Source organism: Phaeobacter sp. JH20_26 (assembly GCF_048056275.1).
GTDB classification, from domain to species: domain Bacteria; phylum Pseudomonadota; class Alphaproteobacteria; order Rhodobacterales; family Rhodobacteraceae; genus Phaeobacter; species Phaeobacter bryozoorum.
On the sequence record NZ_JAYMWL010000013.1, the window covers coordinates 832,631 to 856,524 of the forward strand.

General features: G+C 64.2%; 23 protein-coding genes. 8 read left to right on the forward strand and 15 right to left on the reverse strand.

Translation table 11 applies throughout. The features are described from left to right. Positions 1 to 12: 12 nt before the first annotated feature. The 4 genes from VWY60_RS09815 to VWY60_RS09830 form a co-directional block, all read right to left on the reverse strand. Complete coding sequence (locus tag VWY60_RS09815; RefSeq protein ID WP_416540368.1) at positions 13 to 1,377, reverse strand: SPOR domain-containing protein; 1,365 nt, start codon at positions 1,375 to 1,377, stop codon at positions 13 to 15. A 92-nt stretch (positions 1,378 to 1,469) separates the two neighbouring features. After that, on the reverse strand, positions 1,470 to 3,215 hold the full coding sequence (argS, locus tag VWY60_RS09820; RefSeq protein WP_416535894.1) for an arginine--tRNA ligase: 1,746 nt from the start codon (positions 3,213 to 3,215) through the stop codon (positions 1,470 to 1,472). 188 nt (positions 3,216 to 3,403) lie between these two features. After that, positions 3,404 to 3,718: a YciI family protein gene (locus VWY60_RS09825; RefSeq protein WP_102877579.1), complete on the reverse strand. Its 315-nt coding sequence runs from the start codon at positions 3,716 to 3,718 to the stop codon at positions 3,404 to 3,406. A 121-nt stretch (positions 3,719 to 3,839) separates the two neighbouring features. Then, positions 3,840 to 5,021: a deoxyguanosinetriphosphate triphosphohydrolase gene (locus tag VWY60_RS09830; RefSeq protein WP_416537758.1), complete on the reverse strand. Its 1,182-nt coding sequence runs from the start codon at positions 5,019 to 5,021 to the stop codon at positions 3,840 to 3,842. A gap of 99 nt (positions 5,022 to 5,120) precedes the next feature. On the opposite strand from VWY60_RS09830, the gene VWY60_RS09835 reads away from it, so the two are divergent. After that, a complete protein-coding gene (locus VWY60_RS09835; RefSeq protein WP_014874225.1) occupies positions 5,121 to 5,444 on the forward strand; it encodes a HesB/IscA family protein in 324 nt (107 codons plus the stop codon). Between the two features lie 133 nt (positions 5,445 to 5,577). On the opposite strand, the gene VWY60_RS09840 is transcribed toward VWY60_RS09835, so the two are convergent. Together VWY60_RS09840 and VWY60_RS09845 are read right to left on the reverse strand one after the other, a co-directional pair. Beyond that, positions 5,578 to 6,807: a DUF6902 family protein gene (locus VWY60_RS09840; RefSeq protein ID WP_416540369.1), complete on the reverse strand. Its 1,230-nt coding sequence runs from the start codon at positions 6,805 to 6,807 to the stop codon at positions 5,578 to 5,580. Positions 6,808 to 6,885: 78 nt separating this feature from the next. Further along, positions 6,886 to 7,137, reverse strand: coding sequence for a hypothetical protein (locus VWY60_RS09845; protein WP_416540370.1), 252 nt, complete (start codon positions 7,135 to 7,137; stop codon positions 6,886 to 6,888). A 387-nt stretch (positions 7,138 to 7,524) separates the two neighbouring features. Here VWY60_RS09845 and xth point away from each other — a divergent pair, with 387 nt between their 5' ends. Further along, positions 7,525 to 8,331, forward strand: coding sequence for an exodeoxyribonuclease III (gene xth / locus VWY60_RS09850; protein ID WP_416535899.1), 807 nt, complete (start codon positions 7,525 to 7,527; stop codon positions 8,329 to 8,331). Positions 8,332 to 8,561: 230 nt separating this feature from the next. On the opposite strand, the gene VWY60_RS09855 is transcribed toward xth, so the two are convergent. The 3 genes from VWY60_RS09855 to dksA form a co-directional block, all read right to left on the reverse strand. Continuing rightward, the gene (locus VWY60_RS09855; protein ID WP_014874221.1) at positions 8,562 to 8,768 is read right to left on the reverse strand and encodes a cold-shock protein; all 207 of its coding nucleotides are present in this window, start codon (positions 8,766 to 8,768) and stop codon (positions 8,562 to 8,564) included. Between the two features lie 231 nt (positions 8,769 to 8,999). After that, positions 9,000 to 10,226 (reverse strand): FAD-dependent monooxygenase, encoded by a 1,227-nt coding sequence (locus VWY60_RS09860; RefSeq protein ID WP_416540371.1) that lies wholly within the window; start codon positions 10,224 to 10,226, stop codon positions 9,000 to 9,002. Positions 10,227 to 10,345: 119 nt separating this feature from the next. Next, entirely contained in the window at positions 10,346 to 10,768 is a 423-nt protein-coding gene (gene dksA / locus VWY60_RS09865) for an RNA polymerase-binding protein DksA (protein ID WP_340545175.1), read from the reverse strand. Between the two features lie 193 nt (positions 10,769 to 10,961). Between dksA and VWY60_RS09870 the strand changes: the two genes are divergently transcribed. Continuing rightward, positions 10,962 to 11,801 (forward strand): AAA family ATPase, encoded by an 840-nt coding sequence (locus VWY60_RS09870; protein WP_340545174.1) that lies wholly within the window; start codon positions 10,962 to 10,964, stop codon positions 11,799 to 11,801. Positions 11,802 to 11,871: 70 nt separating this feature from the next. Here the strand turns inward: VWY60_RS09870 and VWY60_RS09875 are convergent, their stop codons facing one another. The 3 genes from VWY60_RS09875 to VWY60_RS09885 form a co-directional block, all read right to left on the reverse strand. Beyond that, complete coding sequence (locus tag VWY60_RS09875; RefSeq protein WP_340545173.1) at positions 11,872 to 12,609, reverse strand: hypothetical protein; 738 nt, start codon at positions 12,607 to 12,609, stop codon at positions 11,872 to 11,874. Positions 12,610 to 12,827: 218 nt separating this feature from the next. Beyond that, positions 12,828 to 13,172 (reverse strand): helix-turn-helix domain-containing protein, encoded by a 345-nt coding sequence (locus VWY60_RS09880; RefSeq protein ID WP_416540372.1) that lies wholly within the window; start codon positions 13,170 to 13,172, stop codon positions 12,828 to 12,830. 1 nt (position 13,173) lies between these two features. Continuing rightward, entirely contained in the window at positions 13,174 to 13,551 is a 378-nt protein-coding gene (locus VWY60_RS09885) for a hypothetical protein (protein WP_340545171.1), read from the reverse strand. 331 nt (positions 13,552 to 13,882) lie between these two features. On the opposite strand from VWY60_RS09885, the gene VWY60_RS09890 reads away from it, so the two are divergent. From VWY60_RS09890 to rsgA, 4 genes are all read left to right on the forward strand, one after another. After that, a complete protein-coding gene (locus VWY60_RS09890) occupies positions 13,883 to 15,244 on the forward strand; it encodes a DUF2927 domain-containing protein (protein ID WP_416540795.1) in 1,362 nt (453 codons plus the stop codon). Between the two features lie 83 nt (positions 15,245 to 15,327). After that, complete coding sequence (locus VWY60_RS09895) at positions 15,328 to 15,495, forward strand: hypothetical protein (RefSeq protein ID WP_340545170.1); 168 nt, start codon at positions 15,328 to 15,330, stop codon at positions 15,493 to 15,495. A 54-nt stretch (positions 15,496 to 15,549) separates the two neighbouring features. After that, entirely contained in the window at positions 15,550 to 16,734 is a 1,185-nt protein-coding gene (locus VWY60_RS09900; RefSeq protein WP_416535903.1) for a vWA domain-containing protein, read from the forward strand. Positions 16,735 to 16,986: 252 nt separating this feature from the next. Next, a complete protein-coding gene (gene rsgA, locus VWY60_RS09905) occupies positions 16,987 to 18,078 on the forward strand; it encodes a ribosome small subunit-dependent GTPase A (RefSeq protein ID WP_416537764.1) in 1,092 nt (363 codons plus the stop codon). A gap of 90 nt (positions 18,079 to 18,168) precedes the next feature. Here the strand turns inward: rsgA and VWY60_RS09910 are convergent, their stop codons facing one another. The 3 genes from VWY60_RS09910 to VWY60_RS09920 form a co-directional block, all read right to left on the reverse strand. Further along, positions 18,169 to 20,043 (reverse strand): OmpA family protein, encoded by a 1,875-nt coding sequence (locus VWY60_RS09910; protein ID WP_416540373.1) that lies wholly within the window; start codon positions 20,041 to 20,043, stop codon positions 18,169 to 18,171. Positions 20,044 to 20,165: 122 nt separating this feature from the next. Continuing rightward, positions 20,166 to 21,431, reverse strand: a complete 1,266-nt coding sequence (locus VWY60_RS09915; RefSeq protein ID WP_416537766.1) for a vWA domain-containing protein — start codon at positions 21,429 to 21,431, stop codon at positions 20,166 to 20,168. A gap of 18 nt (positions 21,432 to 21,449) precedes the next feature. Next, positions 21,450 to 22,463 (reverse strand): AAA family ATPase, encoded by a 1,014-nt coding sequence (locus VWY60_RS09920; protein WP_416540374.1) that lies wholly within the window; start codon positions 22,461 to 22,463, stop codon positions 21,450 to 21,452. Positions 22,464 to 22,773: 310 nt separating this feature from the next. Between VWY60_RS09920 and VWY60_RS09925 the strand changes: the two genes are divergently transcribed. Then, on the forward strand, positions 22,774 to 23,853 hold the full coding sequence (locus tag VWY60_RS09925) for a glycosyltransferase family 2 protein (protein ID WP_416540375.1): 1,080 nt from the start codon (positions 22,774 to 22,776) through the stop codon (positions 23,851 to 23,853). Positions 23,854 to 23,894 lie beyond the last annotated feature (41 nt).

Consider the following 23,894-nt stretch of genomic DNA (forward strand, 5'->3'; position numbering starts at 1 on the left):
GAGGCCCATGTCCTAGCGGGTGGTCACGGGGATACAGTCGGCGTTGCCTGCCACCAGAGCGGAGCAGAAACGGCGCGCATCGGAGAGGTCGTCAAAGCCCATCGCGCGCAGGCGGTAGAAGGTGCGACCTCCGCTTTCCGCCTTTTGGATCACCCGTTTCTTGCCTTCCAGATAATCGGCGAAGCGTCCGTGGATGCGATCCCATTCGGCGCGCGCAACCTCGGCGCTTTCATAGGCGCCGAGCTGGGCCAGACGGGTGCCTGCGGGCAGGCTGTCGGGCGAGACATCCTGCGTGGTCTGCGCCACCGGGGCAGACGCTGTGGCGCGGCTTGGTGAAAAACGGGCGGGCCGCGCGGCGGGGCGCAGCGAGACGCGCACACCGGGGGCATTGCGCAGGGCTGCATTTGGCGCGGGCGCCACGGCCGCGACGCTCACGGCCTGCAGGGGTTGTGGCTGAACGATGGCCGGGGCTGTGGCGGAAGCCGACAGCTGTTCGGCGCCGCGCAGGGTCTCCTCCCCCAGAGGGGCGAAATCCTCGGTCAGCTCAGCCACCAGCGCGTCGATATCGCCGCCCTGATAGGCCGCGACCGCTTCGCTGGAGAGCCTGCCTGTATCGGCATTGGCCGCCGCAGCGGCATCAGCCGCCCCATCGCGGGTGTCGTTGATCCGCGCAGCACCGGTGGTGAGCGCCGCCTGCATGGGCTGGTCATCCTCGGTCAGCTGCACGTCCTGCGGCGCCAGTGTCAGCCGGTCGGCAGGAGTTTCGACATTGCCATTGGCGGCAACCGCATTGACGGCAAGCCCCTGATGGTCGGCGGGGAGGCCGCCGGGGTTCTCGGGCTGCACCCGCAGCGGGCCTTCGACGGCGCGCACGACCGGCACGCCGCTGACATCGCGGGAAATCAGCTGGTAGCCCCAGAGACCTATGCCTGCGACCAATGCAAGCGAGGCCACGGCGCCAAGGACGCTGAACGCCTTGCTGAGGCCGGCGCGACCGGCCCCTGCCGGTTCCGGGCTAAACCCGTAGTCATCGTAGCGATGCCCCTGACCGGTGCCCGGCCCGCTATAGGCGTCCTGCGCGGAGGCACCATAGCTGGGCGCTGGCTGCTGATAGGGGCTGTAGGACTGCGCGCCCTGTCCGGGGGATGTATGGGGCTGCGCAAAATAGCCGCCCGCTGTCGGCTGCTGGGCCTGTGGCGCGGCGGCCGATGTCTGCGGATCGAATCCGAAGGGGTGTTTGGGCTGCGGATAGGGCAGATGCGCATCGGCAAAGGAAGGCTCCTGCCGGGTGCCCTGTGTTTCAGTGGCGGAGGCCGAAGAACGGTCCCCACCATTGGAATACGACTGGCCGTGACCTGCCTGCGTAAAATACGCCATTTCCGCCTCACTGCCCGCAGACGGCACGCAATGCGCCGATCCGGGTTTCTACTTGATGATCTGCCTCGATCCGGCGGCCTGGGCGATTTTAGCTATCGCATCTCCTGCGCCGGTGTGACCCCAAGAATACCAAGACCGGCAGAAATGACAATGGAAACGGTCTTGGCCAGTGCCATTTTTGCATGTGTTGCAGATGGGTTGCTCTCGTTAACAAAACGTAAACCTTCGTTGGTTTTGCCGAGGTGATACAGCCCGTGCAGTTCCGAGGCGAGATCATAGAGATAGAAGGCAACCCGGTGCGGCTCGTGGGTGCGGGCGGCGATTTCCACCTGACGTGGCCATTCGGCCAGCTTCTTGGCCACCGCCAGCTGGGCGGAATCGTCCAGAAGCGACAGGTCGGCCGCGGCCAGCGTGGCCTCGTCGGTCGCAATCCCGGCCTCTGCCGCCTTGCGCAGGGTCGAGCAGATCCGCGCGTTGGCGTATTGCACATAGAACACCGGGTTGTCCTTGGACTGCTCCAGCGCCTTGTCGAGGTCGAAATCGAAACCCTGATCGTTCTTGCGCGTCAGCAGCATGAAACGGGTGACATCCGCGCCGACGGCATCGACCACATCGCGCAGGGTGACAAAGGTCCCTGCCCGTTTGGACATCTTGAACTCCTGACCGTCCTTGAACAGCTTCACCAGCTGGCACAGCTTGATATCCAGCGGCACCCGACCATCGGAGAGCGCCGAAACCGCCGCCTTCATCCGTTTGACATAGCCGCCGTGGTCGGCGCCGAAAATGTCGATCAGCTCGTCAAAGCCGCGCTCAACCTTATCGTAGTGATAGGCGATGTCGGGCGCGAAATAGGTCCAGGAACCATCGGATTTCTTCACTGCCCGGTCAACGTCGTCGCCGTGATCGGTGGATTTGAACAGGGTCTGTTCGCGCGGCTCCCAATCGTCGGGTTTCTTGCCCTTCGGCGGTTCCAGCACGCCCTGATAGATCAGCCCCTTGGCGTCCAGCTCTTTCAGCGCGGCCTCGATCTTGCCGGTGCCGTAGAGGGATTTTTCCGAGTAGAACACATCCATCTCGATGCCAAGCTGGGCCAGATCCTCGCGGATCAGCTGCATCATCGCATCGGTTGCGAATTCGCGCACCTCGGCCAGCCAGACATCTTCGCCCTGGTCGACATAGGCATCGCCCACCTTGTCCTTCAGCGCCTGCCCGACGGGAACCAGATAATCACCCGGATAGGTGCCATCGGCAAAGGCCACGTCCTGCCCGTGTGCCTCGAGGTAGCGCAGGTAGACAGAGCGCGCCAGCACATCGACCTGACCGCCGCCGTCATTGATGTAATATTCGCGGGTGACGTCATAGCCGGCATAGGCCAGGAGCGCCGCCAGCGCATCGCCGAAGACCGCGCCGCGGGTGTGACCCACATGCAGCGGGCCGGTCGGGTTGGCGGAGACATATTCCACGTTCACGCGCTTGCCCGCGCCGACGTCCGAGCGGCCGAAATCCGTGCCTGCGTCCAGGACCGATTTCAGAACGCCCTGCCAGATGCCGGGAGCCAGCCGCAGGTTCAGGAAGCCTGGGCCTGCGACCTCAGCACTGGCGATCCGATCGTCCGCGGCCAGCTTCGCCGCCAGCGCCTCGGCGATGTCGCGCGGCTTCATCCTGGCGGGCTTGGCCAGCACCATCGCCGCATTGGTCGCCATGTCGCCATGGGCGGCATCGCGCGGCGGCTCCACCGCCACATTGGCAAAATCGAGCCCTTCGGGCAGCGCGCCCTCGCCGGTCATGGCGGTCAGGCTGTCGATCACGAGCGAGCGGATATCGGTAAAGAGGTTCATATCTGGCGTCCCAACTGTTCAGCACAGCGGATACCGGGGGCGGCAGGAAGGGTCAACAGGATTGCAGAACCCATCACCATCAGCAGCGGGGGTGCCCCGGAGAATTCCCGTTTTCCGGTCAATTTTCCGGGTGAAGAAAATTGCGCGCGGGGCGAGGTTACGCGATATGCGCACCAAGGCGCGGCAGGTCAGGCCACCGGTACATCACGGGCCGGCAGACGGCCCCATCTGGTGATCTGATACCGGCGCAGCGAGGCGACATAATAGGGGTCGCGCAGAATCAGACGCTCAACCTCATCGCGGCTGGCCGCCTCGACATTCCAGATCGCCCCCGGAAAATCCTGCTCGGGCCGCATCGCCAATGCGCCGCCGATCTGCAATTCGGGATGGGCGCGTACAAAGGCGATATGAGCATCCCGGCGCGGGCGATCCGCGCGGATCCGCGCCATCTCTGGCGCATCCTGAAAGGTCACGGTCCAATGCGTCATGCCATTGCTTGCCATGGCGGCCTCTTGCATCTGCGATTGCGGTTCTGGGCGTCTGCCCCATGAAACCGCATCTGACCTGCCTCAGGATAGTGCCAGTTGGCATCAGCGTTACCGCCAGTCGCAGCGCAGCCCGCGCCTATTGCCCGGCTTGCAGATCTGCCGCAGCGGCAGCGGCCTCAGCCGGGAACAGGCGGCGGTGCTCCTGCAATGCAAAGCGGTCGGTCATGCCTGCGATGTAATCCGACACGATCCGGGCCAGAGCGGTTTCATCAGTGGCGGCGGCGATATCGCCCTGCCAGCGCGCGGGCATCTCTGCCGGATGGTTGAGGAAATGCGGAAACAGCGCCTCCACCACCTTGGAGACCTCAGCGCGTTTGCGCATCACGCTGGGCGCGCGGTACATGCGGGTGAAGAGAAAGGCGCGGATTTCCTTCAGGTCGGCCCAGAGCGCATCGGAGAACACCACCACGGGCGCGCCCAGGGCACGCACATCCTCGACGCTTTGCGCGCCGCTGGCAGCAAGACGGGCGCGGGCGCCGTCGATCACATCGCTGACCATCACGCCAAAGACCCGCCGCAGCGCCTCATGCCGGCGGCGGCGCGCGTCAAGGCCGGGATAACGGCGATCCACCGCCTGATAGGCCGGACCGATCACCGGCAGCTCGGCAATATCGGCATCGGTGAACAGCCCGGCGCGCAGACCGTCGTGCAGGTCGTGGTTGTTATAGGCGATGTCATCGGCCAAGGCCGCAACCTGCGCCTCGGCGCTGGCATGGGTGTGCAGCTCCAGATCCAGCGCCGCATTGCATTCGGCCAGCGCCCAGGGCAGATCGCCCACAACCGGACCATTATGTTTGGCAATCGCCTCAAGGGTTTCCCAGGTGAGATTCAGCCCGTCGAATTCGGCGTAATGCCGTTCCAGCGAGGTGACGATGCGGATGGCCTGCGCATTGTGATCGAAGCCGCCATAGGGGGCCATCAGCGCATGCAGCGCATCCTCGCCGGTGTGGCCAAAGGGCGTGTGCCCCAGATCATGCGCCAGCGCCACCGCCTCGGTCAGTTCCTGATTGAGCCGAAGTGCGCCCGCAATGGTCCGCGCCACCTGACCCACCTCGATCGAATGGGTGAGCCGGGTGCGATAATTGTCGCCTTCATGTTCAACAAAGACCTGGGTTTTGTGTTTCAGCCTGCGAAAGGCGCTGGCGTGGATGATCCGGTCACGGTCGCGCTGATAGGGGGAGCGGAAACTGCTTTCTTCTTCGGGGACTTGGCGGCCACGGCTACGGTCGGGCATGGTCGCATAAGGCGCGTAGGTCACTAATCTTTTCCCCGGTCAATCTTGTCCCTGTGGCGTCACCTTTCTATATTATGAACTCAGCTGCAACACGGCAGTGATCACCGTATTGGGAGACCAGAGATGCAATTGCCTCCAAAAGTGACCGAGCGCGCCTTTGCCCGGCTGGCCGAAATCGGCGCCGCCGATCAGGGTCAGGCGCTGCGCGTGGCTGTCGAAGGCGGCGGCTGTTCCGGGTTTCAGTACGAAATTGCACTGGATGCCCCGCAGGCCGATGATCTGATCCTTGAGGGTCAGGGGCAGAAGGTGGTGGTGGATGAGGTCTCGCTACCGTTTCTGGAAAACGCGGTGATCGACTTTACCGAAGAGCTGATTGGCGCGCGGTTCGTGATCAACAACCCCAATGCCACCTCAAGCTGCGGCTGCGGCACCTCGTTTTCGATGTAGAAACGCCCACAGGGGCTGTATGACCATCGGTTTGCGCTAAGTGATGCTGGCCGCGCGGTGCCCTGCGGACCAGGTCCGTGATCTGCTGCCATATGGCCGGAGCGTCGCCGCTAAACGGGCTGGCGCGTCTTGATCACGGCGACAGGCTGAGCCCCCCTGCCCCGATCCGTCGATATCGGGCGTGACAGTCCCCCGCCCTGCTGAAGATCTGCCAGAACGCCTCGAATGCGGGGGTGCTGTTTTGCAGGTTCCGCAACTGTTTGCGGGCGTCGGGACCGGAGTGCGCCGCCATATGGCTGAGGGCATCCTGCCAGAGTGCGGGTGCTGTCCGGCCGGGTCCAGCGCCTGCCTCCATCAGCCAGACCGACAGCGGCGCCAGCAGGCTGCGGGTGGCCGGGGCGGCGATATGCAGGGCCTGCCCGGCGCCTGCGGGGAGCCGGCAGGCGGGCTCGGTTTTTCTGCCCACCGCAGTTACCTGCTGCCACCACAGCGTAACGAAACAGGCGTGATAGCCATCCATGCGCCCGTCAAACCCGTCTGGTGTCAGGGTAAACTGCGCGGTCGCGTGGCTGAGCAGCTGCTCCCAATAGGGCGGAGGCGTCGCGCCGGCATAGCGCAGGGCAATGCAGATCTCGGCCAACAGGTCCAGATCCTGATCAAGGCAGGCCAACAGCCCGGCGTAGGTCAGACTTTGCAGGGCGCGGGCGTCCAACCCCGGATCCCGGCGCCCGTAATCGGAGAGGTAGAACACGATATGGGTCAGCTCGTAGGCAGCCTTGCGATTGGGGATCGCAAAGGTCGCGCTGCGGCGGGTGAAGCGGCGCAGCCGGTCCGCAAGCCCAGGATCAACCGGCAGCGCAATGCCACGGCGGGCCAGCAGCTGCTGTGCCTCAGCGCGTTGCAGATCCGACAGTTCCGCCTCCACGAGACCCTGAGCCGCGGCCCAATGTGCCAGCTCCGATGCGGCGGCGGGCGTGCCGGTCAGATCTTCGTAGTCGAGGCAGATCGACAGGATAAAGCGATAATATTGCGGGAAAAACCGCAGTTGGCGCGTGGCGCCGTCACAGAAGGGGCGCAGGGGGGACAGCGCCGCCTCGCCGCCGATCCCCCCTGCGCCTGCCGGTCCCCCGGCCCGCTGCTGCATCACCCGCAGCAGGCTCAGCAGTTCTGCGTTCTCCTTCAGCCAGTAGACCTCCTGCGGCCGGCGCCGGTGGCAGGCAAAGCTCTCGACCCATGATGCAGCCGATGTACCCGGCGCCGTGCCCCGCCGCCCCGGTCCAGAGGGAGGCGGATGGTCGGGCGGGCCATCTGCGGACGCGCGAGTTTCGGCGTCCGGGATCTTGAAAGGCAGGATGATGGTCATGGTTGAAGCACCAAGATGGAACGCGCCCTGTGCCCGTCAGCCGTCAGACAGGCTGCCGGGGGGCTGGCTCATCGCGGCTTAGCTGCCGGAGGAGAACAGGCCGGTGGCCGCGCCGGTGGTGGTGGCGCCATCGGCCGGCGGGGCGGAACCGGAGGAGAACAGCGCGGTGCCTGCGCCCGCAACCAGATTGCCGTCGCCCTCGCGGCAGATCGAACCGGAGGAGAACATCTCGACCCCGTCCCCGGCATGAAGATCGCCGGTATGAAGCTCCGCCGCCGCAGGTGTCGACGGCTGTGCAAAGAGGTCGTGGCGTAAGGTTGAAGTGGTCATGGATCGTCTCCCGTTCTAGGTGAAAAACACCCGTCGACGATTGGCACGGGATGCCTGTTTCGCAACTGATAAACACGCCTATCGGTTGTTTTTCTGATAGGTCCACGGTTTAGGAAGGAGCGTCAATCCGTTGATCCTGAACCGAATGGCAGGTTCTGCACAGGTTAGCCACAGAGCTATCCACAACCGCAGACGCACAAAGCATAAGCAGACCGTCAGGCGATGATTTTGCAGGGCTGCAAATCACCCGGCAGCCGGGAGGGCGAGACCGAGCGGATCGCGTGCTGCTGATTCGCTGCTGTCGCCGGGGCGCGCCCTTGCCCCCTCGCCCGGATTGCGCGATAGATCAGGCGCCCCGCTGCGGGCCATTGAGGCAGGAGACCGGATATGAAAATCGCCACCTTCAACATCAACGGCATCAAGGCCCGCATCCATGCGCTGCCGGAATGGCTGGATGAGGCGCAACCCGATGTGGTGGTGCTGCAGGAGATCAAATCGGTCGATGAGGCCTTTCCGCGTGAGCTGTTCGAGGACCGGGGCTACAATGTCGAAACCCATGGCCAGAAGAGTTTCAACGGGGTGGCGATCCTGTCGAAGCTGCCGCTGGAGGATGTGCGGCGCGGCCTGCCGGGAGATGACAGCGACGAACAGGCGCGCTGGATCGAGGCAACCGTGGTGGGCAAACAGGCGATCCGCATCTGCGGGCTTTATCTGCCCAATGGCAACCCGGTTGAGCTGGACGCAGATGGACAGCCGGTCGACGGCGGCAAATACGCCTATAAACTGGCCTGGATGGAGCGGCTGCGGCAGCGGGCCAAGGATCTGCTGGCCGAGGAAATGCCCGCGCTGATGGCCGGGGATTACAATATCATTCCGCAGGCCGAAGACGCCAAGACGCCCGAAGCCTGGAAAGACGACGCGCTGCACCGCCCCGAAAGCCGGGCGGCATTCCAGCGGATCGTGGCGCTTGGCTTTACCGAAGCGTTCCGCGCCCGCCATCAGGGGCCGGGGCATTATTCGTTCTGGGATTATCAGGCCGGGGCCTGGAACCGCGATAACGGCATCCGCATCGACCATTTCCTGCTGAGCCCGCAGGCCGCCGATCTGCTGCGCGACTGCCAGATCGACAAGGAGGTGCGCGGCCGCGACAAACCGTCAGACCATGTGCCGGTCTGGGTCGATCTGGACCTATAGGCGGATAAGGCAGCAGCCTGAGCGCCGGGTCGCGGGCGATCCGGCGGATTGACCGGGGTCAGCCCTAGCGGCGCGCGGGCCGCTGATATCGGCCCGCCCCTGAGGTCCGCAAAGATTTCATCTCGGCACGGACAACTCCGCACAAACAAGTCCGCAAGAACAACAAAGGGCGCATCGTTTCCGATGCGCCCGAATATCATCTCAGCAGATACCCCCGCGGGGGCAAAAGCTTAGGCGAGAGCCAGATTGGCTGCGCTTTCGCGGCCATCACGACCGGCTTCGATATCGAATGTGACTTTCTGGTCGTCATTCAGTGTGGTCAGGCCTGCGCGCTCAAGCGCCGAGATATGCACAAACACATCTCTGCTACCGCCCTCGGGGGCGATAAAACCAAAACCTTTAGTAGAGTTGAACCATTTTACGGTGCCATTAGCCATCGTAAGTCTCCTTAAAAATGCCACCCGCGGAATGCGGCAGCTCGGCCAGTCAGTGCAAGATCGCATCGCTGAGCCGTAAGGAGCAGAAAAGTCGATAGAGATAACCTAACCCGACCTCCCTACCTGCCTTTGTGCAACTAAGCAAGCAGCAACTGCGGATTGTTGCGACGAGGGTGTGCGAATGCGCCAGCTCCAGCGCCGCGCCCCAGGTTCTGACGGCCTGCCCGCCGGTCAGGCCAGCGTGGTGACGGGGCCGCCGGTGCCGGGGTCGTTTTCGGTCGGGGCCGCGCTGTCGCCGGTGACGTCATGGCCGTAGATCCAGTCGAATTGCTGCACCATGCGCTGGGGCGCGAGGCGACCGCCAAGGCGCAGGATCTGATGCGCAGGCCAGGCCAGCGGCTGGCGCAGGTGGTATTTCCAGGCATTGCCGGTGGCGGCATCGACAACCCGGGCGGTGCGGTCGTAGCGGCGCGCCTGATAGGCGGCCAGACCGGCCTCGGTGGTCTTGGCGTTGCGCAGGGCATCAACCAGCACCCAGGCATCCTCAAGCGCGAGGTTCGCACCCTGAGCCATGAACGGCAGGGTGGGATGCGCAGCATCGCCCATGATCGCCAGCGCGCCCTTGTGCCAGACTTCGGCCACCGGATGGCGGAACAGCCCCCAGAGCGCCACCTGATCGACCTGCCCCAACAATTCTGCGGCAGCGCCACCAAAGCCCTGGAAGGCGGCGCGCAGGTTTTCGGGGTCATCCTGCTGATGCCAGCCCTCATCCGCCCAGGTCTTGCGTTCCTGCACCGCGACGATGTTCATCAGGCTGCTGTCGCGCAGCGGATAGGTGACCAGATGGCGACCCGGCCCCATGAAGACCTGCGCCTCGGCCGGGTGATTGTGAAGATTGGCAACCGTAGCGCGCCAGGCCACCTGCCCGGTAAAGCGCGGTTTGGCCACGCCGTTCAGCGCGGCGCGCGCCTTGGAGTGCAGCCCGTCTGCGCCGATCACCAGATCGCCGCCGCATTGCGCGCCATTGGCCAGATGCACCACCGGCCGGGCGCCGCAGCTGATGCGGTCGACCTTCTGCAACAGGCGCACCTTGACGCCGCTGCGACGTGCGGCATCAGCCAGCAGGTTGATCAGATCGGCGCGGTGGACAAAGTAGAAATTCCGCCCCGGCGCATATTGGTCGAGATCGAGACGCAGCACCTCCCGGCCCCGCCGGTGGCTGCGCAGAACCACCGCACGGGCGCGCGGCGCAGTCCAGGCGAGATCATCGGCCAGCCCCAGCGCGCGCAGAACCGCGACACCATTGGGGCTGATCTGAATACCCGCGCCGACCTCGGTGATCGCCTCGGCCTGTTCGAGGACCGTGACCTCGGCGCCCTGCTGGCTGAACGCCAGTGCCGCCGCCAGCCCACCGATGCCCGCGCCGATGATGGTGATTTTCCGGTCTGTCAGTCTCATGCTGTCCCGCTGTCTGCACGCCGACCGGTCCGTTCTGGCCAGGCGATACCCCCAGATAACCGAAAAACGCCGGAGCGACAGGCCCCGGCGTTGTGATTTTTTTCACAAATGCAAGAAAATCAGTCGTCGCGGTGGACTTTTTCGCGCCGCTCATGGCGTTCCTGTGCCTCAAGGCTCATCGTGGCGATGGGCCGGGCGTCCAGACGCTTGAGCGAAATCGGTTCACCGGTGACTTCGCAATAGCCGTATTCGCCTTCGTCGATGCGGCGGATCGCGGCGTCGATCTTGGCGACCAGTTTGCGCTGACGGTCCCGGGTGCGCAGTTCCAGCGCGCGGTCCGTTTCCTCGCTGGCGCGGTCGGCAACATCGGGAATATTGCGGGTATTGTCCTGCAACCCCTCGATGGTGTCACGGCTTTCGGCCAGGAGTTCCTGTTTCCAGTCATAGAGCTTACGACGGAAATACTCCTGCTGCCGGTCATTCATGAAGGGTTCATCTTCAGCCGGACGATAATCATCCGGCAGGAACACGTCTTGCTTCATTTCGCTACCTTTGGTTTGCCCCATACTGCCGGTCTTCCTCGGTATTGTTTACAAACTCAGCGGCTCCCCCCGCATGCCGCAGCGTTTATCCCCTGCGCAGGCGATTGTCACTACACAATAGTACGCACAAAGGGTTAAAACCTGCATAAGAGCGCCCCCAGGGGTTGCAGCGAGGCAACGAGGCAGGAAAGACATGCAGTTTCAGGGCACTAAGGATTATGTCGCGACCGAAGATCTGAAAATCGCGGTCAATGCCGCGGTCACTCTGGAGCGGCCGCTGCTGGTGAAGGGCGAGCCGGGCACCGGCAAGACCGAGCTGGCGCGGCAGGTGGCGGATGCGCTGGGACTGCGGATGATCGAATGGAACGTGAAATCCACCACCCGCGCGCAGCAGGGGCTGTATGAATACGATGCGGTCAGCCGGCTGCGCGACAGTCAGCTGGGCGACGAGCGGGTGCATGACGTCAGGAACTACATCAAGAAAGGCAAGCTCTGGGAGGCCTTTGAGGCCGATGAGAAGGTCGTTCTGCTGATTGACGAAATCGACAAGGCCGATATCGAGTTCCCGAACGACCTGTTGCAGGAGCTCGACAAGATGGAGTTCCATGTCTACGAAACCGGCGAGACGATCCGGGCCAGGCAGCGCCCGATCATGATCATCACCTCCAACAATGAAAAGGAACTGCCGGACGCGTTTCTGCGTCGGTGCTTCTTTCACTACATCCAGTTTCCCGATGCCGAAACCATGCGCAAGATCGTCGAGGTGCATCATCCCGGTATCAAGGACAGCCTGCTGACCACCGCGCTGACGCAGTTCTACGAGATCCGCGATACGGCCGGGTTGAAGAAGAAACCTTCGACCTCGGAGGTGCTGGACTGGCTGAAGCTGCTCTTGGCCGAGGATCTGAGCGCAGAAGATCTGAAGCGCGATGGCGCGGATGCGCTGCCGAAACTGCATGGCGCGCTGCTGAAGAACGAACAGGATGTGCATCTGTTTGAGCGACTCGCCTTTATGGCGCGGGGACGTCGCTGAAGGCCAGCCGCGCAGGATCAGACCAGAGGCCCGCCCCTTGTTGCGGGCCTTTTTTGTCCTTGCCTCCGTATCAGACGGGCTGTTGCTCTTCTGGTCGTAGATAGGCCTGCGCTGTCTGCTTCAACAGAAGCCGCAGCTTGCGCGGGCGCCCTTCGATGGCAAAGTGCACGACCTGCTCCAGACAGTTCAGCTGTTTGAGCCGTTGCGGGACGTTATGATGGGTGCCGGGCATCACATAGTGGCGAAGCGTGTCGCGCCGGGGAAAACGGTCCCGTTGCGTTGCCTCGCGGCCATGTCGCCCGTGGATGACAGTGTAATCCGTGCCGTCGCGAAAATGATCGGCAGCAGATTTCACCTCGTAATGCGAGATCCGGTTGCGATAGGCCGCCCAGCGTGTTTCGTCAGGCACGATATCGGGGTGGATCGAAATCTGCGGCGCAAAGGCGAGAACGGCGTCTATGCGGGTAACGGAGGATGCGACGATGGCGCTGAAGCCGCCCATGGAATGGCCCATCGCAATCACACGGGTGGCGCCGCATATCGCGCGGTAACTCTCAATTTCGGCACCGATGCGGCTCAGAAGACCCGGCGTGTTCAGCCAGCTTCGCTGCGGATCCGCGATGAACAGGGTGTTGTGGCGGCCATTTCCCGTCGCGCTTCGCGCGAATTCATAAGGCGGGCAGGTTTCGGCATCCTTGCCAATCCCTGAAAAACACACGACGAGCCTGTCGCCGGGACCGCGATGCGCCCATGTGACCAGATCATCGCAGGACAGCCGGGGTGTGATCGTAAGCTGTGATGGAGGCACGTCCGCTCCCTGATTACTGAGCGTTGTTTACGGTGCTCACGCATGGTGCGCGGCGACGCGACGGGGTTGGTAAGGGGGCGGCACATACACCGGCCTGCTGACGGCTGAGTGCGCCAGTGGGCTGGACCGGCGCCTATGCCGTGTCTTCCGTCTGCGGTGTTGGGCACCGCGGGGTTGCCCCGTCGGCCTGCCCTGCCCGCATGGAAGCGGTCACAAGGTCAATACGCCTCGCGCAGGAAGCGTTCGACGCGCTCGGGGTCATCCTCGATCATGCGCAAGAGGATGCGGGCGGGACGTTCCGGCAGGCGGCGGCCCTGTTCCCAGTTGCGCACCGAGCCGAGGCGAAAGCCGAAGTGGCTGCAAAAGCGTTCCTGCGACATTCCGAGGGTCTTGCGCAGGCGCACGACATCCACCATCGGCACCTCGCGGGTTGCGATGGTCTCCAAGGGCGTCTTGCCGGAGATGTCCTCCTGCATCTGTTTGAGCGCCATGGCGTCGCGGTCCGCTTCGCTTTGCTGGCGGATACGGCTGCCGGTTCGACGCCGTGCGTGATGCTCTGCCATGTCAGTTGCCCTCCTTCAATAGTGCCTTGATCCGGGATTTGACCACATCCAGGGCCAGATCCCGCACTGCCCGTGCCCCCTGCGCCATCAAGCCGGACAGCCGCGGATCGGGCTGTCGGCGGTGGATCCGCAGCACATAGACCATCATCAGATCAGGGCTGGCCTGATGGATGCGGTAGCGCAGCGCCAGATCCCCGGCGACATGGGTGTAATCTTCATCCGTCTTGCGCCCGATGGTGGGGTCGCGCACCAGGGTTGCGATCAGCCGGGCCAGCTCATCCTCGTCCAGATAGGCGTGGATGGCGTCCTCGACCGCGACCGGGGTGATGCGATAATCCACCCGCAGGCATTTCTGTGTCTCTTTGCGTATATACGCCATTGGCGTAGCCTTTTCAACCTGTCTCTGCGTTCCGTCACCGCTGGCAGAGTTGATCGGACCCGCCGTGATGCACAACCTCTGTCTGCATCAGCAGAGCCGCACCGCCCGCGGCGCGGGCGAAATTTTGCCGTCAATGTGATGCCGGGTGGCTCTTCTCATTGTCACACCGCTGCGATAAGGCCAGCCATAACATTGATTTTTAACCCTGTCTTGGCACAAGCTGGGGCGATCGCGCCGCAGGAGATATCGCTTGTTCACATTCCGGCCCCCCATCGCGGCCCCGCGCAAGCCTGCCAGCGGCAGCAGCGGCCCGGCGGCTGCCCCGTCCTGCGTGTTCCGGCGCGGCTGCGCCGCGCTGGTGCTGCTCGCCACACTGGCGGGATGTGGCACCGGAAGCGCCCCCCCAGGCCCCGGTCACCGCGGCGCGGCCACGGCGGCGCTGGCCCCGGCCAAGAGCTTTGCCCGTGCCCATCCGGTGGCGCCGCAGCGGGCCAACAGCGATATCGCACGGGATTTCCTGGATCTGCATTTCCAGCTGGAAGGCGGCACCGAACTGCCTGTGTTTACCCGGTTTGAAACTCCGATCACGCTGCGCGTCACCGGCCAGCCGGGCAGCGGGCTGACCCGCGATCTGGAGGCGCTGCTGCTGCGGCTGCGCCGAGAAGCGGGGCTGGACCTGCGGCAGCTGACCACCGGGGCGGCCAATATCACCATCGAAGCCGTGCCGCGCAAGGCGATCCGCCGCGCCTCGCCCCGGGCGGCCTGTTTCGTGGTCCCCAACGTCAGCTCGCTGGCGGAGTATCGCCGCTACAAGCGCCATCCGCGCACCAATTGGGCCAATCTGCGCGCCCGTCAGCGGCTGGCGATTTTTGTGCCGAATGATGTCAGCCCGCAAGAGACCCGCGACTGCCTGCACGAAGAGCTGGCGCAGGCGATCGGGCCGCTGAACGATCTCTACCGGCTGCCGGATTCAGTGTTCAACGATGACAATATCCATACGGTACTGACCGGGTTTGACATGCTGATCCTGCGGCTGGGCTATGCGCCCGAGCTGCGTACCGGCATGACACGGGCCGAGGTGGCCGCGCGCCTGCCTGCCATTCTGGCACGGCTGAACCCGGCAGGTGCCGGGCGCGCCGCGGCGCCGCTGCCGCGCACCTCTCGGGACTGGATCCGCGCGACCGAGGCGGCGCTGACACCGGGCACTGGCCGTGGCACCCGTTTGCAGGCCGCCCATCGCGGCGCCGCCATTGCCCGCGATCTGGGCTGGCAGGATCACCGGCGGGCGTTCAACCACTATGTGCTGGGGCGCATTTTGCAGCGGGACGAGCCGGAGCTGGCGCAGCAGCATTTCGAGACCGCGCTGATCTATTTGCAGGGGCGCTATGACAGCCCGCTGCTGCGCGCGCAGATCGCCAGCCGCATGGCGGCCTTTGACATCGTGCGCGGCGACGGCGCCAGCGCCCTGGCGCGGATCCGCCCTGCCCTGCCGGTGGCAGCGCGCGGCGAGAATGCGGTGCTGTTGTCGAGCCTGATGCTGCTGGAGGCCGAGGCGCTGCTGCTGGAGGGGCAAACTGACGCTGCCTATGCGGTCAGGCTGGACAGTCAGGGGTGGGCGCGATACGGGTTTGGCCCGGATTGGGCGGTCCGGGGGGCAATGCGCGAAATCGCAGCCCTGGCGCCGCCGCAATAACCGCAGCTGAGGGGCGCACCGGCTTGACCCGGCCCGCGGCGGCCCCACCTGAGACCTGAACACTCTAACATACGGACATTGGCATGATCGTAATCGGCGCATTGATCATTGGCGCATTCCTGGGGGCCCGTACGGCCCAGAAACGCGGCGGCAGCTTGGCGGACAAACTGCAATATGGCGCTGCATACGCCATTGTTTTTGGTATTCTGGGGATGTTTGCAACCATCCTTGCGGACCGCGCCCTGCTCTGACGCGGGGCTATGGGCCGCGACATGACCGCCTGATCAGCCCTGACGGAGACCCCGATGTTTCAGCCCTTCTTTGAAAACCTGCGCAAGGCGGCGGTTCCGGTATCCCTGCGGGAGTATCTGACCTTTCTCGAGGGGATGAAGGCCGGGCTGGCGACCTATGATATCGACGCTTTCTACTATCTGGCGCGCGCCGCCATGGTGAAGGATGAGCGCAATATCGACAAATTCGACCGTGCCTTTGCCACGACATTCTCGGGACTGGAGGCGATCCCCGCCGAGGCGGTGATGCAGGCCGTGGATATTCCCGAGGAGTGGATCCGCAAGATGGCGGAAAAGCATCTGAGCGAGGAAGAGCGCCGCGAAATCGAGGCGCTTGGCGGGTTTGAAAAACTGATGGAAACCCTGAAAGAGCGGCTGAAGGAACAGGAAGGCCGCCATCAAGGCGGCAACAAGTGGATCGGCACCGCTGGCACCTCGCCTTTTGGCGCCTATGGCTACAATCCCGAAGGCGTGCGCATCGGCCAGAAGGAAAGCCGCCACCAGCGCGCCGTGAAGGTCTGGGACAAGCGCGAGTTCAGGAACCTCGACGGCGATGTCGAACTGGGCACCCGCAATATCAAGGTGGCGCTGAAACGGCTGCGCCGCTGGGTGCGCGAGGGCGCTGCCGAGGAGCTGGACCTCTCCGGCACCATCCGCGCCACCGCCGAACATGGCTATCTGGATGTGAAGACCCGGCCCGAGCGGCACAATGCGGTGAAGGTGCTGCTGTTTCTGGATGTCGGCGGGTCGATGGATCCGCATATCAAGGTGGTGGAGGAGCTGTTCTCGGCGGCGCGCAGCGAGTTCAAGCATCTGGAATATTTCTATTTCCACAATTGCCTCTATGAAGGGGTCTGGCGCGACAACCGGCGCCGCTGGGAGGCGCAGATCCCCACCCATGAGGTGCTGCGCACCTATGGGGCGGACTATAAATGTATCTTTGTCGGCGATGCCTCGATGTCGCCTTATGAAATCGCCTATCCCGGCGGCGCCAATGAGCATTGGAACCCGGAGGCAGGTCAGGTCTGGCTGGAGCGGGCGCGGGCGCAGTGGTCCTCACATCTGTGGATCAACCCGGTGCCGGAGGCCTATTGGGGCCATACCCATTCGATCCAGATGATCCGGGAGATTTTCGAGGATCAGATGGTGCCGATGACATTGGCGGGACTGGAGCGCGGCATGCGGGAGCTGACGCGCTAGGCCCGGCAGCCCGCACTGGCCACGCGCGGCGAAAGCTTGCCAAGTCACCCTGCCTCGGGTAGACCAAGCGCCAGAGAATTGGAGAGTTTATGTCCTGGTGAAGAAGGGGCGGCAGAGGCCACCCCGGTTTGCAGATTGCCCCGGTGAAGACCACCTGCGCTCATCCGCAGGTGTCAGGAAAGATCTGCGCGACATTCATCAGAGACACGGATCCGGGCAGGCCCCGCGATCACACCAAGAAAGACATTCCCAATGACAAGGGACTATTCCCAATTCCTGAGCCCCGCCTCCACTGACGGATCTGCCGATACCGCGCGGCCGCTGAGCCCGCTGGAGCATCTGGGCTGGCAGAGCTTTTTCTCTCAGCAAACCGATCTCGAAGAGATCGCCAGCCATCCGCCCGTGCGTATCACCGAGGTGAACCGCAGCGGGCTGCGCGCCCTTGGCGATGGCATCGACATGGTGATCCCCCCCGGCCCCGAGGCCACGGTGGGCGACTGGCTGATGCTGGACGCCGAGCTGCCGACCCATAGCCGGGTGCTGGAGCGCAAGAGCCTGATCCGCCGCCGCGCGCCGGGCAAGGATCGCAAGATCCAGCTGATTGCGGCCAATATCGACACCATGTTCGTGGTCACCTCCTGCAACGCGGATTTCAACGTCGCGCGGCTGGAACGGTTTATCGCCATGGCCTTTGACGCGGAGGTGACGCCGGTGATCGTGCTGACGAAGATCGACCTCTGCGACGATCTTGAGCCCTATGTCACCAAGGCAAAGGCGATTTCCGATCTGGTTGAGGTGGTTCCGCTGAACGCCAAGAGCGAGACCGCGCGCGAGGCGCTGGCGCCCTGGGTCCGGGCCGGGCAGACGATTGCCTTTCTCGGCACCTCCGGCGTGGGCAAATCCACGCTGACCAAGGCATTGGGCGATGATCTGGATATCGCAACCCAAGGCATCCGCGAAGATGACGCGCGCGGGCGCCACACCACCACCCGGCGGCAGCTCTATTTCATCGAAAACGGCTGCGGCGTGCTGGACACGCCGGGAATGCGGGAGTTGCAGCTGACCGATGCCGCCGAGGGGGTGAGCGATGTTTTCGCCGATCTTGAAGAGCTGTCCACCCAGTGCCGGTTCCGCAACTGCGCCCATGAGGGCGAACCGGGCTGCGCGGTGCAGGCCGGTATCGCAGCCGGCGAGGTGGACCCGGCGCGGCTTGACCGCTGGCGCAAGCTGGCGGCGGAGGAGGCGTTCAACTCGGCCTCGCTGGCGCAGCGCCGTGCCAAGGACAAGAGCTTTGGCAAGATGGTGAAAACCGTGAAGTCGATCAAGAAACGCAACCGGAAGTAACCGCGCTGCGCGATCAAGACAGAAAGGGCGCCTCGTTGGGGCGCCCTTTTACTATGTGCAGATGCGGGGGTTTTGCCCCCTGCCACCCGGTCAGCTACCGCCCTGTAGCAGCGGCGTGATGCGGCGTACGGCAGCGCGGCGGTTGGCGCGGTCGGCGCGCTGTGTCACCACGGCCAGATCGGTTTCCCCATAGCCCTGCACCACCATGTTTTCCGGCGGCACGTTGAAATATTCGGTGAGCGCCAGCGCGACACTCTCGGCGCGGCGGTCCGATAGTGCCAGATTATAGGGCGCGGCACCGACCGCATCGGTGTGGCCTTCGATCAGGAACACGTCCTGCGGGTTCTTTGCAATCATCTCGCGCATGGCATTGCCCAGCGCCGATAGCTCTTCGGCCTCGGCGGCGCGGATCACGGCAGAGCCGGTCTCGAAGTTGATGGATTGCACGGTGATTTCCGGCACCAAGCGGCGCACCGCGTCAATATTGCGGATCTGGCGCAGGGAGAAGCGGCGGTTGACCTGTGGCGATTCCTTTGCCGCCAGGGCCAGCGCCAGCTCATCGGCGCTGATCGCGTCGCTGCTGAAACCTGATTGACGCGGCGCGGCGGTGGGCAGTTCGGAGACCACAACATTGTCGCTGCGCTGGGTGTCGTCGAACAGGACCACGGTGCTGCCATCGGTCAGCGTGCGGGTGCGGCGCAGGACGCGGCCATCGCGGGCGCGGATGGTTTCCACCTCAGCGCCATCCTCGCGTACGACAACGGTCCGGGTGGACCCGTCTTTGAACTTGTAGGTGGTGACATTGCTGCCGGGCTGGCGAAGCAGGGCGTCGTCATTCTTGATCACCCGGTACTGGCCGTTCTGTTCAACCACCGCGCGGTCGCCGGAATTGCTGACAACGGTTTCGCCCTGTTTCAGGAGCTGGCCGATGGCCACGGCCCCCAGTCCAAGCAGAGCGGCCTTCTGCAACTTGCTGAGACCGTCATCGTCGTTGTCTGCGGTGGCAGCGGCGCTGTTGCTGTCAGTTTCAGCGTTTGCAGACGTCTCGGCAGTGGCCGCGGCCTCAGCCGCCGGGGTGTTCACCGCAGTTTCAAACTCCTCATCCGAACTGCGCGCGCTGTCCTCGGTCACGGTTTCCTCGACAACCTCTGCCTCCTCGGTGGCGGCGGCGCTGGCCGCTGCGGCGGCGGCGCTGTCATCTGCCTCCTCGGTCTGGGCAAGGGCGTCGGCCTGCGCCTGACTGTCGAGCGGCTCAACCTCGGGTTCGGGTTCAGGATCGGACGCAGGTGCAGGGTCGGTCACGGCCTCCGCCTCTGCCAGCGCTGCGGCCAGTTCGGTGTCGGAGGTGGTCTCGGCCTCAGCCGTAGCCTCGGGTGCGGCGGCGGCGCCTGCCTCTGTGCTGGCGGCTGCATCCACCCCGTCATTGGCTGCCGGCTCCACCGGTGTCTCTGCCTCTGCGGTGGTTTCACCTGCGCTCTGTTCAACGGCTGTCTCTGCCGTCTCGGCCGGAGCTTCGGTCGGCGCGGTCTGAGATTCGGCAGCGTCTGTGGCAGGTTCTGGGGCAGGTTCAACCGGAGCGGCGGCGGCCTGCTCGGCCTCGGTCGGGGCTGCTGGCTCAGCCTGTTCGCCTGCCTCAGGTGCAGGCTCAGCCTGTTCAGCGCCCGCCATCAGGGCAACGGACGCGAGCGCCGGATCCAATGCTGCGTCCAGCTCTCCGGTGACATAGGCCTGGCAGAATTCTGCCTTGGCGCCTTTGCCCTTGCCTTTGAGGATCTCACCCTCGGGGGTGATGCGGCCGTTTTGCAGCCAACGCAGGCAGCGCTGCACGGCCTCGGTGATCTGCTCCGCCGTCATCTGGCTGAGATCGGTCGGATCCGATTTGGACTGCGCCGGTGCGGCGACCGGAAGGCTGAGAGAGACGATGACCGCCAATGCGGTCGAGGATCTGAGAAGCTGCGAAACCATGCGGTGTTCCTTTCGCTGTGCGGTGCAAAGCCTAAGGAGCCAACTCGCGGCAAAGCAAATAAGTTGCCTGTGAGGGTCATTTTTCGGCCAGAGCCTGCCGATGCGGGCGTCGGGCGCCGGGGTCAGTCGGCGGTCAGCATCTGCATCAGGCGCTGTTTTTCGCCGCTGTCATCCTGACGCGCGAGCATATCCGCCAGATCCTGAAGCGCGGCAATGGAATGGCCTGCGCGAAAGCTGTCGACATGAGGCAGCATGGCGCGGATGCCGCGCGCCTTGGGGGCGAACCCGTCAAAGCGCAGCAAGGGGTTGAGCCAGATCAGACGGCGCGCGGAGAGATGCAGCCGCTGCATTTCCGCACTGAGCTGATCGCTGTCGTCGCGGTCCAGCCCGTCGGTGATCAGCAGGACCACGGCCCCCTGCCCCATGACGCGGCGCGACCAGTCACGGTTGAAATCATGCAGGCAGGCGCCGATCCTTGTGCCACCCTCCCAGTCCTGCGCCTCGGCCCCGGCTGCGGCCAGGGCGGCATCAACATCGCGCTGCGCCAGATGGCGGGTAATGTTGGTAAGCCGTGTGCCGAAGGTAAAACCATGGACCCGCGCCCAGCCCGGCCCCTTGCGATTGGCGACCGCATGCAAGAAATGCAGGATCAGGCGGGAATATTGGCTCATCGAGCCGGAGATATCGCAGATCACCACCAGATTGGGCCAGCGCAGTCGTCGCTGCGCCCGTGCGAGGGTCGTGACCTCTCCGCCCTGACGTGCGGCCTGGGCGAGCGTGCGTCGCCAGTTGATCCGGCTGCCAGAGGGAGCCGCCATCAAACGGCGCGACTGAATGGGGCGGATCGGCAGCTGCATCTTGGCCAGCATCCGCTTGGCCTCGGCCACCTCGGCGGTGCTCATCTGCTCAAAGTCGAGCTGCCGCAACCGTTCCTCGCGCGACATGGTGAGTTCGGCGTTTAATTCCAGCTGTTCCGGTGGCTCCTCCCCCTCCGGCGGGTCAGGGCGATCCGGTGCCTCAGCCCCGTCCAGCAATGCCTCGGCGGCGCGTTTCTGGGCCGGTTTGGCGGCCTTCTCCTCCTGCGTGCCACGGATTGCGGGCAGCATCGCCGCCATCATATGCTCCAGAAAGCGCGGATCGCGCCAATAGAGGCGAAAGATCTGCGCAAAGACCTGACGATGCTCCGGCTTGGAGACAAAACAGGCGTGCAGTGTCCAGTAGAAATCCTGTTTCGAGGTAAAGCCAGCAGCGGCAACAGCCTCCACCGCCTCGCTCACCCGGCCCGGACCGATAGGCAGCCCAGCGCGGCGCAAAGCCCGCGCGAAATGGGTGATGTTCTGCGCCAGCCGGGGCGTTTCCGGCAGCGGCAATGGCGGGTATTCAGGCATATGGACAGGGCTGGCGCATCAGGCGGGACCCAGCGCGGCACGGGCCTGATCGAGAATGCGTTTGGCCTCTGATCCATGCAGGCGGCTGATATCATCCTGATATTTCAGGATGGCCCCCAGCGTGTCGGCGATCACCTCGGGCGACAGGTCGATCACATCCAGCGCCAGCAGGCAATTGGCCCAGTCGATGGTTTCGGCGATGCCCGGGCGTTTGAACAGATCCTCGGTGCGCAGGGCCTGCACAAAGGCGACGACCTCCTGCGACAGACGCGGTGCGAGACCGGGAGCGCGGGCGGTCAGGATCTCCATTTCGCGCTCAAAGTCCGGGTAATCCACCCAGTGATAGAGACAGCGGCGTTTCAGCGCGTCATGCACCTCGCGGGTGCGGTTGGAGGTGAGGATCACAATGGGCGGCTCGGGAGCCTTGATGGTGCCGAGTTCGGGGATGGTGACCTGAAAATCGCTGAGCGCCTCAAGCAGGAAGGCCTCGAACGGCTCATCGGTGCGGTCGAGTTCGTCGATCAGCAAGACAGGTGCGCCCGCCGGGTCCGGCTGCATCGCCTCAAGCAGCGGGCGGCGGATCAGATAGTCGTCGCTGAAGAGTTCCGCCTGAAGCGCAGCACGGTCGCTTGCCTCCCCGGCGGCGACTTCGGCGGTGCGGATGGCCATCATCTGGGCGGCAAAGTTCCATTCATAGACGGCGCTGGCGACATCCAGCCCCTCGTAGCATTGCAGCCTTATCAGCCGACGTCCAAGCGCGGCGGCGAGTGTCTTGGCGATCTCGGTCTTGCCGACCCCGGCCTCGCCCTCCAGAAACAGCGGCCGACCGAGGCGCAGCGACAGGAAGACCACCGTGGCAAGCCCGCGATCCGCGACATAGCCCGCGCCTGTCAGCAGGGTTTGCACCGCATCAATGGAGCCGGGCAGACCGTTGGCCTGAGCCTGCCCCTGAGCCCGTCCCCGAGCCTGGGCACTGTCCGCTGCGTGGCGGGTGGGATTTTCCGGCTCGACCGCCCGTGTTTCCTGCGACATCTGCCCCCCTTCTGGTCCCTGATCAGGAGACATCTGGCCCCTGACCAACAGGCCATATGTTCAGCACCAAGAGGCCACGCCGAACCGGCCGGGTCAAGCGCTTGTCGATGCCACTTTGGTCTCATAGACGCCCCGCCGACCACGCCCGCACCGCATGTACCGATCTGCACAGCAAGGCCCAAACACCCGGCGCAGCGGCGCATGACATTGACCGGCTTTCGCTGCAATGCGATGACAGAGGCAGGCCATCCGCCCCAAGGGCGCGCCATGCCCCCAAGGCGGCGACGGCACAGACGTAGCGGGAGACAGCATGCGAACACTGGCCGTAACATGTGTAAAGAACGAAGGGGCTTTCCTGCTGGAGTGGATCGCCCATCACAAGGCCGTCGGCTTCAGCGATATTCTGATCCTGTCCAATGACTGCGCGGATGGCACCGACCGGATGCTGGATCGACTGGATGAACTGGGCCATATCACCCATCTGCGCAACGACGGCCCCTATGACAAGGGCGGCATCCAGTTCACCGGGCTGAAGAAAGCGGACAAACACCGGCTGATGCGCAAGGCGGACTGGGTGATGGCGTTTGACGTGGATGAGTTCGTCAATATCCACGTCGGAGACGGCCGCCTGACCGACCTGCATGACGCGCTGCCGGAGGCGGATGCGATCACCCTCACCTGGCGGCTGTTCGGCAATGGCGAAACGGTGCGCTATCAGGACCAGCCGGTGACCGACAGCTTTACCCGCTGCGCACCGGAGGTGATCCACTGGCCGTGGCGCGCGGCGATGTTCAAGACGCTCTATCGCAATGACGGCACCTATCGCAAACTGGGGGTGCATCGCCCGCGAAGCCCACAGGAGGAGGCCGCGCTGGCGCGGTATCGCTGGTTCGACGGATCGGGTCGTGAACTGGGTCAGGACTTCAGGACGCAGCGGATCTACTCCAACTATGGTCAGTCGAATTTCGATCTGGTGCAGCTCAACCACTACCCGCTTGGCGCGATGGAGAGCTATGTGCTGAAAGCCGACCGCGGACGGGTCAACCGCCCGGGCGAGCTGGGCATGGATTATTGGGTGGAACGCAATTTCAACACCGATGAGGACGGCAGCATCGCCCGCTATCGCCCCGCCCGTGAGGCGATCGCCGAGCTGCTGCGCGAAGACCCCAAGCTGCAGCGCCTGCACGAACGCGCGGTGCAGTGGCGCCACGACCGCTTTCGCATGTTGATGCAGCAGGACGCCTATCGGACATTGTTTTCGCGCCTGCTGATGACTCCGCCTTCGCGGCTGATCAGCCCCGGAACCGCCCGCACTCTCGCCGGTTTTGCTACCTTGGGCCGTCACAGCGCGCAGCAGGGCAGCGACAAACCCGACAATGGGCAGGATTGAGCAGTGGGCAGAGCTGAGCCCTGACCGGATGCGATCGGCCC